Consider the following 13552-nt stretch of genomic DNA (forward strand, 5'->3'; position numbering starts at 1 on the left):
ATATAATAGATCTAATAACAATTGATCCCAAAACTATATAGAGGTATTAACAATGGAATCAACTATTGCAATGGCTGCTTTCGGTAGTCCTTGGCAGCTCATTATCATTGCCTTACTTATTATTTTAATTTTCGGCACCAAAAAATTGCGTTCTTTAGGCTCAGATTTGGGTGAGTCACTCAAAGGCTTTAAAAAAGCAATGAACGATGACGAAAAAGCAAAAGCAGAACAAGAAAAGCAAGATGCTGACTTCGCACCTAAAAATATTACTGAACAACAGGCTGCTGAAAAGAAAGAAAGCCCAGTTGAGAGCAAAAACAAAGAGCAGGGTTAAACCGTGTTTGACATAGGTTTTAGTGAACTGTTGCTTATTGCAGTTATTGGTCTCGTTGTATTAGGCCCTGAGCGGTTACCAGTGGCAGTGAGAACTGTCGCTGGGTGGATCCGTGCGATGCGCTCTATGGCTGCAAATGTACAAAACGAGTTATCGCAAGAGTTAAAGCTGCAGGAGCTGCAAGAAACGCTGAAAAAGGTGGAAGAAAAAGCTAATTTAGAAGCGCTTTCTCCTGAACTTAAGCAGTCAATGGAAGAACTGCGTACAGCGGCACAATCGCTTAAAAGCGATTACCAAGCGACAACCAATGATATTGAAACAGAGTTAAACAAAGCAAAAGAGATCACTGACAGTTACGATAGTGCTGTAAAGGAAGCGAAAGATAATACTCAGCAGCCACCTGAAGAGTCTGATCCAAACCCTGAGCATGCTGCTAAAATGGCGGCTGTTGTTGAGGATGAAAAGCCAGAAGATTCAGTCGCCGTGAAAACAGTAGAATCACTCGATGCTAAAGTAAAAAACTCTAATCAAACTGAAAGTGAAAAATAACACATGGCTGTAAATGATACACAACCACTTATTAGCCACCTCATTGAACTTCGCAAACGGCTGTTAAACTGTTTAATTACAGTTTTAATTGTTTTTGCTGCGCTTGCTTATTTTTCAAATGATATCTATCGGCTGGTAGCAGCCCCTTTGATTGATAAGCTACCAGTAGGTTCGCAAATGAGTGCGACAGATGTGGCGTCAACATTCTTTACCCCAATTAAATTGACAATGATGGTTTCGGTTTTTGTATCGATACCGGTTATTCTCTATCAAATTTGGGCTTTTATTGCACCTGCCTTATACAAGCATGAACGCAAACTCATGTTGCCTTTGCTTGTTTCAAGTAGTTTCTTGTTTTATTTGGGAATGGCATTTGCCTACTTCGTTGTTTTTCCCCTCGCATTTGGTTTCTTTGTTAAAACGACCCCAGATAGCGTTAACTTTATTCCCGATATCAGTAAATATCTTAGTTTCGTCATGACATTATTCATGGCTTTTGGTGCGGCATTTGAAGTACCTATTGCAATTATTTTACTGTGTTGGACAGGCGTGACTACACCGGAATCCCTGAAACGTAAACGTCCTTATATTTTAGTTGGGGCATTTATCGTTGGGATGTTTTTAACGCCGCCAGATGTACTCTCTCAAACTTTGCTTGCTGTTCCAATGTATTTGCTTTTCGAGCTCGGAGTTTTACTATCCAATTTCTATGTTGGTAAAGGTAGAAACCGGCAAGAAGAGGCAGAGGAAGAAGAAAAAGAAGAGTCTTGATTTGCATTAAATTATCTTTAATTTGCAATGCAAAAAGGTGAAAAGCCCTTTAAGAAGGGCTTTTGATTGCTTAAAGCGTTCAATCTGTATTTTTTTTAAATTGCGTATTATCAACCACTTTAGGTACACTTTTATTTAAAATATTCAGTAAAAGAATAGAACGATACTCTCCATTAGGCTCATCAAAAATAGCTTGTACTCCCGCGAAAATACCTTCGGTAATTGTCACTTGGTCGCCATGTTTTGGTATATCTGGTGCGACGGAATAACTAACGGGGGTTTGTTGTAATAGCTCAATAATTTCTTCGGGGACTTCCGTCGGAAACTGGCCAAAACGAATAAAATGGCTAACCCCTCTTGTTGATTGGATGGTTGTCGTATGAATTTCATTATGATCAAATTTCACAAATAAGTAGTTTGGAAACAGGGCTTCTTGCACTGTCGCCCTTTTCCCTCTAACCACCTTTTCCATTTCAGTCATGGGCGTCATACAAACAACATTCTGTCGGTTTAAATGCTCCATAGCCCGTTCAATTTGGCCGCGTTTGCAATAAAGCAAATACCATTTTTCCATTTTTTTGAATTCCATCTGACAAAACTATGTTTATGATAACAAATTACGACATAACAATGTGACTAATGAAGAGCAGCACCATATTATTGATATTCTTAGGTCTATATTAACCGAATATAGTCTTATGATAACTGTAATGCAAAAAACAAATCAGTAGGAGACATAATGGATATCTTTTTGTTGAGTAACGGTAAGCTACCAGGCAACCCGGTATGGCTCAGCTACGCCTTACCTCGAATCAAAGAAATGATTGTTCGTAAGAACATAAAGTCAGCAGTTTTGGTTCCGTATGCAGTTCTTCGCGGTTCACATGACGAAAGAGCAGAACAGCTTTCAGATGCGTTGGGAATAAAAGTTACGTCTATTGAGCACTTTTCTAGTCCTGTGGAAGCGATTGAGCAGGCAGAATGTATTCTTGTGAGTGGTGGTAACACTTGGTGGTTGAATAAATGCCTACACGAGAACGGGTTGATAGTTGCGATTCAACGTGCGGTTCGTGAGCGTGGTGTGCCATATATCGGCTGGAGTGCAGGATGCAATGTAGCAACTCCAAGTATCCGTACTACGAATGATATGCCTGTTAGTAATGCTGCAATTATGCCATCTCTGGGGCTATTTCCATTACAAATTAACCCTCATTATATTGATGCTCATATTTCTGGTCATATGGGCGAAACTCGTGATGAACGATTACAAGAATTTTGTGTGATTAATCCTCATGAAGTTGTTGTTGCGCTCAGGGAAGGAAGTGGGTTACAAATTAAAGGTAATGAACTTCATTATTTCAGCGGAAAAGATGAAGGTTTTAAACTATTTCAGCATAATAAAACATTCTCAGAGCAATTTAATACATTACTATTAGAAAAATTAGTCCCTTTTGATTGCCAGTAAAATGGTATACTAAACCAGAAAAAGATTGATTTTTAAGTGCTTTAGACAGCAACTTGTAACCTTGGCCGGACGTCTTATAATGGGACTCCCCCTGTAACAGTAAAAGAAGATAATGAAATACCGTGACCTTAGAGATTTCATCTCGCAACTTGAGAAGCAAGGCGAGCTAAAACGCATTACAATGGAAGTCGACCCCTATTTGGAAATGACTGAAATTGCAGATCGCACACTAAGAGCAGGGGGGCCGGCCCTATTATTTGAAAATCCCAAAGGCTATAACATGCCTGTCTTGTGTAACCTGTTTGGAACAACTAAACGTGTTGCGATGGGGATGGGGCAAGAAGACATAAAAGCTTTACATGATGTAGGCAAATTACTTGCTTTCCTAAAAGAGCCTGATCCTCCGAAAGGCTTTCGTGACCTTTTCGATAAACTACCAAAATTCAAGCAAGTGCTAAATATGCCTGCAAAACGGCTAAGCTCTGCGCCTTGTCAGGAACAAATTTGGGCCGGTGAAGACGTTGACCTTACAAAAATCCCAGTTATGCATTGTTGGCCTGAAGATGCCGCTCCTTTAATTACATGGGGGCTGACAGTGACTAAAGGCCCACATAAAGAAAGGCAAAACTTAGGTATTTATCGTCAGCAAGTTCTTGGAAAAAACAAAGTTATTATGCGTTGGTTGTCTCATCGCGGTGGCGCTCTGGATTTTCAAGAATGGTGCCAAGCGCATCCCGGTGAAAAATTTCCTGTTGCAGTCGCCCTGGGTGCAGACCCAGCAACCATTTTAGGCGCGGTAACACCAGTCCCTGACACATTGTCAGAATATGCTTTTGCGGGGTTATTACGTGGTAATAAAACCGAGGTTGTTAAATGCATATCGAATGACCTTGAAGTTCCCGCTGGCGCTGAAATTATTTTAGAAGGGTATATTGAGCCAGGTGAAATGGCTCCCGAAGGTCCTTATGGTGACCATACCGGTTATTATAATGAAATAGACAGTTTCCCGGTATTTACTGTGACTCATGTGACTCAGCGTCGTGATGCAATTTATCATTCAACTTATACGGGAAGGCCACCAGATGAGCCCGCAGTATTAGGGGAAGCGTTAAACGAAGTCCTTGTTCCCATTCTTCAAAAACAATTTCCTGAAATTGTTGATTTTTATCTTCCTCCTGAAGGGTGCTCGTATCGTCTTGCCGTCGTAACAATGAAAAAACAATATGCAGGACATGCTAAAAGAGTCATGATGGGAGTCTGGTCATACCTGCGCCAATTCATGTACACTAAGTTTGTTATTGTTTGTGATGACGATATTAATGCACGGGACTGGAAAGATGTTATCTGGGCAATTACAACTCGGATGGATCCTGCCCGTGACACCGTGATGATGGAAAACACACCAATAGATTATCTCGACTTCGCTTCCCCTGTGTCTGGGCTGGGTTCAAAAATGGGGCTTGATGCCACCAATAAATGGCCGGGTGAGACAGATCGTGAGTGGGGGCGTCCTATCGTAATGACAGAGAGCGTTAAATCTCGCATTGATGATATTTGGGAACAATTAAATATTTTTGACAAAAAATAAGAGGGAAACCATGGCAACTTTAAGCTGTAAAGTAACATCTGTTGAATCTATCACGGATACGGTTTATCGGGTGATTTTGTTGCCAGATGGTCCTTTTCATTTTAAAGCAGGCCAATATTTAATGGTCGTGATGGATGAGCGTGACAAACGACCATTTTCAATGGCTTCAACTCCTCACAATAAAGAAACTATTGAGTTACATATCGGTGCTTCTGAAATCAATCTATATGCAATGGCAGTAATGGATAGAATTTTGGATCAAAAACGTATTGATATCGACATCCCACATGGTAAAGCTTGGTTTCGAGAAAATAGCAGTAATGCCATGATCTTAATTGCTGGTGGGACAGGTTTTTCCTATACCCACTCAGTATTGCTTGCGGCTTTAGCTGAAAACCCGAATCGTGATATCACTTTCTATTGGGGGGGGCGTCAATTGGAACACTTATACGATCTTGGCGAATTACAGGCCCTTAGTGAAAACTATCCTAATTTAAAGATCACACCAGTTGTAGAGCAACCAGATGAACTATGGCGAGGCAGAACAGGAACGGTTCTGAGTGCAGTGCTAGAAGATTTCGGTGACTTATCAGGCCATGATATCTATATTGCAGGCCGTTTTGAAATGGCGAAAATAGCTAGAGAACGGTTTTGTAATGAGCGCGGAGGTAAACCGGAGCAGTTATTCGGTGATGCTTATGAATTCATTTAACCCGTCCTAGTTTGAATTGTAGGGGTGTTGGCTTCATTCATTCGCCCTAGTCACATACTTTTGTATGCTCCTAGGGGCTCATTCACTTGCCGCCTACCTACAATTCGAACTATGAGGGTTAAACTTGTTATGGCTTTTGCGTGAAAACAGGCCAGTTCAAATTGTCGGGGGGTTGGCTTCATTCATTCGCCCTAGTCACATACTTTTGTATGCTCGTAGGGTCTCATTCATTTGCCACCTACCTACAACCCGAACTATGAGGGTTAAACTTGTTGTGGATATTCGGCTAGAAAGAGGCAAAAAAAACCCGCCCCTGACTAGGCGGGAACATCGACAAAATACAATGTTTGCGAAAACTAAAAATAAATTGTTAAACTCGTTCGATAATTGTGGCTATACCTTGGCCGAACCCGATACACATGGTGGCTAAACCAAACTGTTTATCGTTTTGTTCTAAATGATTAAGCAAAGCTGTTGAAATTCTTGCTCCTGAGCATCCCAAAGGGTGGCCAAGTGCAATAGCCCCTCCGCTGAGATTTACTTTATCATCTAATTGGTTTTCTGATAGCTTCAAGCCTTTTAGACATGCAATAGATTGTGCCGCAAAAGCTTCATTTAATTCAATAATATCAATATCATTTAAAGTTAGTCCTGCTCGCTTTAAAGCGAGCTCACTTGCTGGCACAGGCCCAAATCCCATGATTGATGGGTCACAGCCAACAACGGCCATTGCGCGTATTTTAGCTCGAGGTTTAATTCCTTGCTGAGTGGCATAACTTTCGCTGGTCAGTAGCATCGCGGACGCACCGTCAGATAGAGCAGATGAATTACCTGCGGTCACCGTCCCACTAACAGGGTCGAAGGCAGGGCGAAGAGCCGCTAAACCTTGCAAGCTTGCATCAAAGCGAATCACTTCATCATAATTTACTGAAATGAGGTTACCTGTGGCATCATGGCCATTAATTGGAACGATCTCGTTATTGAACTTCCCTTTTTCCGTTGCTAGGGCTGCAAGCTGGTGAGACCTTAATGCAAATGCATCTTGCTCTTCCCTGCTAATTTTATACATTTTGGCCAGCATTTCAGCGGTCAGTCCCATAGCGCCTGCGGCTTTAGCAACTCGTAAAGTCAGTTTAGGGTTGAAATCTATACCATGAGTCATTGGTACGTGACCCATATGCTCCACTCCACCAATGAGTACTGATTTTGCATCACCCGTCATAATTAACCGGCTCGCATCATGTATTGCTTGCATTGATGAACCACAAAGGCGATTTACTGTAACGGCAGGAACCGTATGAGGTATATCCGTGAGTAATGCTGCGTTTTTAGCAATATTAAACCCTTGCTCCAGTGTTTGCTGAACACAACCCCAGATGATGTCATCCAATTCTTTGTTACTTGCGTTTGGATTACGTTCAAAAATCGCATTCATGAGGTGTGCAGAAAGGTCTTCAGCTCTAATATGGCGAAATACCCCACCTTTTGAACGGCCCATTGGTGTACGTATTCCATCAATAATGACGACATTTTCCATAAAATTAACCTCTCGCAACTTTTTTGACATCAATCGCCACTACAGGTGGCTGTGGGTAATATCTTGCATTGGTAGCCGCTTTTTCTTTTAAGCCATTAGGCGCATGATATAGAGGACTTAAATGCTGTAAAGATTCCGTCGTTTTTAAGTAAGACTGGCTGCCTAAGGTATCTAAATAGCAGAACACCCCTCCTCTGAATGGTGGAAAGCCTAAACCATAAACTAAAGCAATATCTGCATCTGAAGGGCTTTGAATAATACCTTCCTCTAAGCAACGAACAACTTCGTTAATCATAGGAGCCATCATTCGAGCAATAATTTCTTCTTTGGTGAAAGTGCGCTTTGTTGGGCAAATAGTAGCAAGTAATTCATCAGCCCTAGGGTCATTAATTTTTTTCGGTTTCCCCTTTTTATCTTTTTCATATTGATAAAACCCTTGGCCATTCTTTTGACCAAATCGTTGTTGTTCATACATCACATCGATGGCATTTTTGCCTTTTTTCCCCATTCGTTCAGGAAAACCTTGAGCCATAACTTGCTCTGCATGAAAAGCAGTATCAATACCAACAACATCAAGAAGATAAGCAGGCCCCATTGGCCAGCCAAACTCTTTTTCCATGACTTTGTCTATTTCTCTAAAGTCAGCTCCATCTTGTAGCAGTAAGTTAAAGCCCGCAAAATAAGGAAAAAGTACCCGGTTAACAAAGAAGCCAGGGCAGTCATTGACAACAATAGGGGTTTTCCCCATTTTATTGGCGTAGGCAACAACCTTGGCAACAGTGTTATCAGAAGTTTGTTCTCCTCGGATAATTTCAACTAATGGCATCCGATGCACTGGGTTAAAAAAGTGCATACCGCAGAAATTTTCTGGGCGTTTTAGTGATTTTGCGAGGGTTGAAATTGGAATAGTTGATGTATTTGAAGCCAGTATAGTTTCACTTGTTACTAAGGACTCAACTTCAGATAATACAGCGGCTTTGACTTTCGGGTTCTCAACAACGGCTTCAACGACGATTTGGCTATTTTCCACCCCGTTGTAAGATAATGAGGGATGAATAGATGATAAGGTTGCCGCCATTTTCGCTGCGGTGATTTTCCCACGCTCAAATTGATTATTTAATAGCTTTTGTGCTTCTTCAATCCCTAAGTCTAATGACTTAACATTAATATCCTTCATTAAGACAGGTACGCCTTTACTGGCAGATTGATATGCAATGCCTCCGCCCATAATCCCTGCACCTAATACGGTAGCATGCGTTGGAATATCAACATGTTGTGCGATTTTTTTACTGTTTGACTTAACTTGTTGGTCATTTAGAAAAATATTCACTAACGCACGTGCAACATCACTATGCGCTAGAGGAACAAATGCAGCTGTTTCATGCTTCAAGGCTTCATCACGAGTGCAATTTGCTGCCTTTTCAATCGTATTTACAGCAGTCATAGGCGCTGGATAGTGTTTGCCTGCAACCTTGTACACCATCCCCTTAGCGACATTGAAACTCATCGTTTGCTCAATAGGTTTCAATTGTAGAGGGCTAAGCTTAGGTTGACGTTTTTTATGCCAATTGAAGGCCCCAGCAATTGCAGATTCAATGACTTGCAGCGCTGACTGTGCGAGAGCTTCTGTATTAACAACCGCGTCAACAAGGCCTAGTTTTAAAGCTTGCGAGGCATCGACATCTTTACCCGCAGTAATAATTTCTAATGCGCTATCCAAACCAATTAATCGAGGAAGCCGAACGGACCCACCAAAGCCAGGCATGATCCCAAGTTTTGTTTCAGGAAGCCCAATTCGAGCATCAGGTGAAGCGATGCGAAAATCAGTGGATAAAATGCATTCACAGCCACCACCTAATGCATAGCCATTAATGGCACAAATCGTTGGAACAGGTAGGTCTTCAATGCGATTAAAAATACTATTAGCGTAGTGCAACCAATCGCTTAGTGTTTCTTTTGACGCTTCAAAGAGTGAAAGAAATTCTTTGATATCAGCGCCAACAATAAAAGCGGGTTTATCAGAACGGAAAATTACACCTTGCAGCTCGGTTTGTTGCTCAAGAACAGACACGGCTTCATCAAGTGAAGCAACGGTGTGGGTATCCAATTTATTAATTGGCCCTGGTGAGTTAAAAACCAGTTCTGCAATCCCTTGTTTCAACCATTGAATATAGATAGTGTCACTTTGATAAAGCATTCTGCTCTCCTCTACGTGGTAGTGTTATCTGGTACGACCAGATGAGGTGAGTGTGACTAGAATGTTAATTAATTGCAAACTTTTAATAACAAAAATGGAAGGTTGGTCACAGCAATTAAGCGAAATAATTAATGATTTAAATGATAAAGGTATTATATATCAATTGATTAATGATGGTTTGCAACAGAGTGCATATCCGTTAATAACAGAACGTGGTAAGCTTGATTTTTCTAATTAATGCTGAAAGGTTGAAAGAAATGGAAAAACTGACTGCACTCTACGCTGAACACATTAAAACGTTACAAAACAGAACTCAGCAAGTTTTACAGCGCAGCAAATTAGATGCCATATTGATTCATTCGGGTGAACCCCTACGCATCTTTCTTGACGATAGCGACTATCCTTTTAAAGTTAATCCTCATTTCAAAGCGTGGGTACCTGTCACTGATGTTCCACACTCATGGTTATTAGTTGATGGCGTAAATAAGCCTAAGCTATGGTTTTATTCACCTGTTGATTATTGGCATAGTGTTGAACCACTGCCGAACAGTTTTTGGACCAAAGATATTGAGTTAATCCATTTAAAAAATGCAGATGACATTAAAACCTTCCTAGCAAGTCTACCGAAAGAAAATGTGGCTTATATTGGTTCTGCAACTGCAAGGGCTGAGTCATTAGGGATTTCGCTACATAATATCAATCCCAAACCTGTTTTAGATTACTATCATTATCATCGTTCTTATAAAACAGATTATGAACTTTACTGCATGCGTGAAGCGCAAAAAATGGCTGTAAATGGGCACCTCGCTGCTCTTGAAGCATTTCGCGCAGGAATGAGTGAGTTTGATATTAATATCAGTTATTTACAATCAACCGGGCATCGAGATACCAATGTCCCTTATGGTAACATTGTTGCACTGAATGAAAATGCAGCTGTATTGCATTACACTAAACTACAGCAAACGGTACCGAACGAATTACGCAGCTTTCTTATTGATGCAGGTGCTGAATATAACGGTTATGCTGCTGATATTACGAGAACTTATGCTGCAAAAGGGAAAGATGAATTTGCTGAATTAGTTGCGGATGTCAATACGGAACAGCTCGCTTTAATTGATACAATCAAGGCGGGAGTACGCTACACAGACTATCATGTAGATATGCATCATAGAATTGCTAAGATACTGACTAAACATGATATTATTAAAGGTATTAGTGAAGAGTCAATGGTGGAAAGTGGTTTAACAACGCCATTTTTGCCTCACGGTTTAGGGCATCCGCTTGGTTTACAAGTTCATGATGCTGCTGGTTTTATGCAGGATGACAGTGGTACACATCTCGCGGCTCCTAAAATGTATCCATTCTTGCGTTGTACTCGTGTTTTAGAACCTAAAATGGTGTTAACTATTGAGCCTGGGCTCTACTTCATTGAATCTCTATTATCTGAATGGAGAAATGGGGAGTTTAGCCAGCACTTTAATTGGGATAAAATCGAGTTCTTCAAACCTTACGGTGGTATTCGTATTGAAGATAATATTGTGATCCACGCAAATCGTATTGAAAATATGACTCGAGACTTACATTTACGTTAATGAAACCTTATTTAATACCGGCTGAAACTATTTCTTTTACAGAAGAGATCAAAAAAAGCCAATTTATTACGTATTTAGCTCATACAGATGGTATTGAAGCGGCAAAAGATTATATTCAATCAATTAAAACTCAATACCCAGATGCCCGGCACCATTGCTGGGCATTTGTTGCTGGTCGGCCTGATGATTCACAAAAGTTAGGGTTCTCTGATGACGGGGAACCGACAGGAACAGCAGGAAAGCCCATTATGGCGCAACTATTAGGTAGCAACCTAGGGGAGGTTACCTGTGTCGTCGTGCGTTATTTTGGTGGAATAAAGCTAGGGACGGGGGGGCTCGTTAAAGCCTATGGAAATGGTGCCCAGCAAGCATTAAAAATATTACCCACAAAGACAAAAGTACCACAAAAAATCTTTAACTTAGAGTGTGACTATTCATTGATTAATGCAATTGAACAACTGCTTGTTCAAGTGAATGGCACGGTTTTGCACAGTGATTATAATGAAACTGTCTCTTTACAAATTGCAATTCCTGCTACTCTTGAGCAGGAGGTCAATGATAAATTACGCGATGTAAGTCGTGGAGCCTTAACGCTCACGCCAGAATCGGAATAGTAAACAGTTTTATCAAGGAACCTGCCGAATGCATTTTCGTGCAATAACCCGTATAGTCGGGCTGCTTGTCATCATCTTTTCTTTTACCATGGTTATTCCTGGTATTGTTGCGCTAATTTATCGTGATGGTGCAGGGCGAGCTTTTAGCCAGACTTTTGTCACGGCTTTGCTAATTGGCCTTTTTTTGTGGCTACCAACCCGTAATAGCCGGCACGAACTTAAAGCAAAAGAAGGTTTTCTTATTGTTGTTTTATTTTGGACTGTGCTGGGAAGCGTTGGGGCATTGCCGTTTATTTTTTCGGAAAGGCCCAATCTTTCGGTAACTGATGCTTTTTTTGAATCTTTTTCAGGCTTGACTACAACTGGTGCGACAACGCTAACAGGGCTTGATTCCTTGCCCAAAGCTATTTTGTTTTATCGGCAAATGCTTCAATGGCTTGGGGGGATGGGGATAATTGTACTCGCTGTTGCAATCTTACCGCTTTTGGGCGTTGGGGGAATGCAGCTATACCGCGCAGAAATGCCGGGTCCTTTGAAAGACAATAAAATGCGCCCTCGTATTGCAGAGACGGCAAAAACATTATGGCTTATCTATGTACTACTCACAATTGCTTGTGCGGTGGCTTTATGGATAGCCGGAATGGATGTTTTTGATGCCATTTCTCACAGCTTTTCAACCATTGCTATCGGTGGGTTTTCAACTCATGATGCCAGTATTGGTTATTTCAACAGCCCTGCGATTAACACTATTATTGGTATTTTCCTGATTATCTCTGGTTGTAACTTCGGTTTACACTTTGCTGTATTAACCGGACGTAGTTTGGGAATTTATTGGCGCGATCCTGAATTTAGAATGTTCATAAGTTTCCAATTTGTCTTAGTGGTCATTTGTACTTTAGTGCTTATGTTTCATTCTGTTTATAGTAGTTTTGGTCAAACGCTTGACCAAGCCTTCTTCCAAGTTGTTTCAATGGCAACGACGGCTGGTTTTACAACGGATAGCTTTTCGGGATGGCCTCTTTTCTTACCAATGCTTCTATTATGTGCTGCATTTGTTGGGGGGTGTGCAGGCTCGACAGGTGGTGGGTTAAAAGTTATTCGTATCTTGTTACTTTTCTTACAAGGTTCGCGTGAGTTAAAACGCTTAGTTCATCCTAATGCAGTCTACACAATCAAACTGGGGCAAAGAGCATTACCAGAAAGAATAATTGAAGCCGTTTGGGGGTTCTTTTCTGCCTATGCACTTGTTTTTGTTGTTAGCTTATTATTGCTGATCGCAACAGGTGTTGATGAGTTTTCTGCGTTCTCAGCAATAGCGACCACACTCAATAACTTGGGACCAGGTCTTGGGACTGTCGCAGATAACTTCACATCAATGAATCCAGCTGGGAAATGGATTCTAGTGGTGACTATGTTATTTGGGCGCTTAGAGGTTTTCACTTTATTAGTGTTACTGACTCCCACTTTTTGGCGTGAATAGTCGAGCGCAACTAATAAATAATATTACCTATATAGAAATGATAATAATCTAGGAACAATAATGAGCTATTTACTTTTACATTCCAGTACGGATGGGCAAACTAAAAAAATTATTTTAAAAATAGCAGAACAACTGAGGAATTCAGGTCGTGAATGCGATATTCGTGATTTAAATACTGACCAACAGCTTAATTTATCAGGTTACGATAAAGTATTGGTAGGAGCATCCATTCGTTATGGGCATTTCAATAAAAAACTACAACGTTTTGTGACCTCCCATCAAAATCAATTGAACTCAATGAAAACAGGTTTTTTTGCTGTAAATTTGACGGCAAGAAAAGAAGGTAAGAATACAGTAGAAACTAACGCATATACGCGGAAGTTTTTAGAAGCGTGCCCTTGGAAGCCAACATTGAAATCTGTTTTTGCCGGAGCACTGTTTTACCCTCGTTATACATGGTTTGATAGAATGATGATCCGCCTAATTATGAAAATGACAGATGGCCCAACCGACCCAAAAACAGAAGTTGAATATACTAATTGGGAAAAGGTAGCCGAATTCGCAACTGAATTTGATAGTTTGTAGGTCGTAATTTCAACAAAATGTAGTTATTTTATGTTTTTTGTTTAATAAATCATCGCTTGGTAAAATAAATCAAAAAAACACTTGCGAGAATTTTTCGACTCCCTATAATGCGCATCCGTTGTCACGAT

The 13552-nt window shown here is 40.7% G+C and carries 14 protein-coding genes; 11 read left to right on the plus strand and 3 right to left on the minus strand.

Annotation, left to right across the window (positions count from 1 at the left end):
- The first annotated feature begins 52 nt into the window (after positions 1 to 52).
- The 3 genes from tatA to tatC are packed head-to-tail and all read left to right on the plus strand — an operon-like array spanning position 53 to position 1654.
- Positions 53 to 334: a twin-arginine translocase TatA/TatE family subunit gene (gene tatA / locus PSE83_RS15780; RefSeq protein WP_004260812.1), complete on the plus strand. Its 282-nt coding sequence runs from the start codon at positions 53 to 55 to the stop codon at positions 332 to 334.
- Between the two features lie 3 nt (positions 335 to 337).
- Positions 338 to 883, plus strand: coding sequence for a Sec-independent protein translocase protein TatB (tatB, locus tag PSE83_RS15785; RefSeq protein ID WP_004260808.1), 546 nt, complete (start codon positions 338 to 340; stop codon positions 881 to 883).
- A 3-nt stretch (positions 884 to 886) separates the two neighbouring features.
- Positions 887 to 1654, plus strand: coding sequence for a Sec-independent protein translocase subunit TatC (tatC, locus tag PSE83_RS15790; RefSeq protein ID WP_110592461.1), 768 nt, complete (start codon positions 887 to 889; stop codon positions 1652 to 1654).
- A 79-nt stretch (positions 1655 to 1733) separates the two neighbouring features.
- On the opposite strand, the gene rfaH is transcribed toward tatC, so the two are convergent.
- Positions 1734 to 2228 (minus strand): transcription/translation regulatory transformer protein RfaH, encoded by a 495-nt coding sequence (gene rfaH, locus PSE83_RS15795; RefSeq protein WP_094961389.1) that lies wholly within the window; start codon positions 2226 to 2228, stop codon positions 1734 to 1736.
- Between the two features lie 165 nt (positions 2229 to 2393).
- Here rfaH and pepE point away from each other — a divergent pair, with 165 nt between their 5' ends.
- The 3 genes from pepE (at position 2394) to fre (ending at position 5419) form a co-directional block, all read left to right on the plus strand.
- Entirely contained in the window at positions 2394 to 3119 is a 726-nt protein-coding gene (gene pepE, locus PSE83_RS15800) for a dipeptidase PepE (RefSeq protein WP_096865123.1), read from the plus strand.
- A gap of 112 nt (positions 3120 to 3231) precedes the next feature.
- A complete protein-coding gene (gene ubiD, locus PSE83_RS15805) occupies positions 3232 to 4707 on the plus strand; it encodes a 4-hydroxy-3-polyprenylbenzoate decarboxylase (protein ID WP_004260801.1) in 1476 nt (491 codons plus the stop codon).
- Between the two features lie 10 nt (positions 4708 to 4717).
- Positions 4718 to 5419 carry an NAD(P)H-flavin reductase gene (gene fre, locus PSE83_RS15810; RefSeq protein ID WP_036958308.1) on the plus strand — a complete coding sequence of 234 codons (702 nt, stop codon included), beginning with the start codon at positions 4718 to 4720 and terminating at the stop codon, positions 5417 to 5419.
- Positions 5420 to 5789: 370 nt separating this feature from the next.
- Here fre and fadA read toward each other — a convergent pair whose 3' ends face one another.
- Both fadA and fadB read right to left on the minus strand, forming a co-directional pair.
- A complete protein-coding gene (gene fadA, locus PSE83_RS15815) occupies positions 5790 to 6956 on the minus strand; it encodes an acetyl-CoA C-acyltransferase FadA (protein WP_196732267.1) in 1167 nt (388 codons plus the stop codon).
- 4 nt (positions 6957 to 6960) lie between these two features.
- Positions 6961 to 9153, minus strand: a complete 2193-nt coding sequence (fadB, locus tag PSE83_RS15820) for a fatty acid oxidation complex subunit alpha FadB (protein WP_094961385.1) — start codon at positions 9151 to 9153, stop codon at positions 6961 to 6963.
- 52 nt (positions 9154 to 9205) lie between these two features.
- Here fadB and PSE83_RS15825 point away from each other — a divergent pair, with 52 nt between their 5' ends.
- The 5 genes from PSE83_RS15825 to hemG are packed head-to-tail and all read left to right on the plus strand — an operon-like array spanning position 9206 to position 13424.
- Complete coding sequence (locus tag PSE83_RS15825) at positions 9206 to 9391, plus strand: hypothetical protein (protein ID WP_141240669.1); 186 nt, start codon at positions 9206 to 9208, stop codon at positions 9389 to 9391.
- A 19-nt stretch (positions 9392 to 9410) separates the two neighbouring features.
- Positions 9411 to 10745: a Xaa-Pro dipeptidase gene (gene pepQ / locus PSE83_RS15830; RefSeq protein WP_096865120.1), complete on the plus strand. Its 1335-nt coding sequence runs from the start codon at positions 9411 to 9413 to the stop codon at positions 10743 to 10745.
- On the plus strand, positions 10745 to 11359 hold the full coding sequence (locus PSE83_RS15835) for an IMPACT family protein (protein ID WP_094961383.1): 615 nt from the start codon (positions 10745 to 10747) through the stop codon (positions 11357 to 11359). The genes pepQ and PSE83_RS15835 overlap by 1 nt, the downstream gene beginning before the upstream one ends.
- Before the next feature lie 28 nt (positions 11360 to 11387).
- On the plus strand, positions 11388 to 12839 hold the full coding sequence (gene trkH, locus PSE83_RS15840) for a Trk system potassium transporter TrkH (RefSeq protein ID WP_096865118.1): 1452 nt from the start codon (positions 11388 to 11390) through the stop codon (positions 12837 to 12839).
- A 60-nt stretch (positions 12840 to 12899) separates the two neighbouring features.
- Positions 12900 to 13424 (plus strand): menaquinone-dependent protoporphyrinogen IX dehydrogenase, encoded by a 525-nt coding sequence (gene hemG / locus PSE83_RS15845; RefSeq protein WP_004260786.1) that lies wholly within the window; start codon positions 12900 to 12902, stop codon positions 13422 to 13424.
- Positions 13425 to 13552 lie beyond the last annotated feature (128 nt).

Source organism: Providencia sp. PROV150, from assembly GCF_028481025.1.
In the GTDB taxonomy this organism is placed as follows: domain Bacteria; phylum Pseudomonadota; class Gammaproteobacteria; order Enterobacterales; family Enterobacteriaceae; genus Providencia; species Providencia hangzhouensis.

Coding starts and splice junctions, on each gene's coding strand:
- hemG (WP_004260786.1), top strand. CDS start 12,900: ATGAGCTATTTACTTTTACATTCCAGTACGGATGGGCAAACTAAAAAA.
- tatC (WP_110592461.1), top strand. CDS start 887: ATGGCTGTAAATGATACACAACCACTTATTAGCCACCTCATTGAACTT.
- PSE83_RS15835 (WP_094961383.1), top strand. CDS start 10,745: ATGAAACCTTATTTAATACCGGCTGAAACTATTTCTTTTACAGAAGAG.
- pepQ (WP_096865120.1), top strand. CDS start 9,411: ATGGAAAAACTGACTGCACTCTACGCTGAACACATTAAAACGTTACAA.
- pepE (WP_096865123.1), top strand. CDS start 2,394: ATGGATATCTTTTTGTTGAGTAACGGTAAGCTACCAGGCAACCCGGTA.
- rfaH (WP_094961389.1), bottom strand. CDS start 2,228: ATGGAAAAATGGTATTTGCTTTATTGCAAACGCGGCCAAATTGAACGG.
- fadB (WP_094961385.1), bottom strand. CDS start 9,153: ATGCTTTATCAAAGTGACACTATCTATATTCAATGGTTGAAACAAGGG.
- ubiD (WP_004260801.1), top strand. CDS start 3,232: ATGAAATACCGTGACCTTAGAGATTTCATCTCGCAACTTGAGAAGCAA.
- tatA (WP_004260812.1), top strand. CDS start 53: ATGGAATCAACTATTGCAATGGCTGCTTTCGGTAGTCCTTGGCAGCTC.
- fre (WP_036958308.1), top strand. CDS start 4,718: ATGGCAACTTTAAGCTGTAAAGTAACATCTGTTGAATCTATCACGGAT.
- trkH (WP_096865118.1), top strand. CDS start 11,388: ATGCATTTTCGTGCAATAACCCGTATAGTCGGGCTGCTTGTCATCATC.
- fadA (WP_196732267.1), bottom strand. CDS start 6,956: ATGGAAAATGTCGTCATTATTGATGGAATACGTACACCAATGGGCCGT.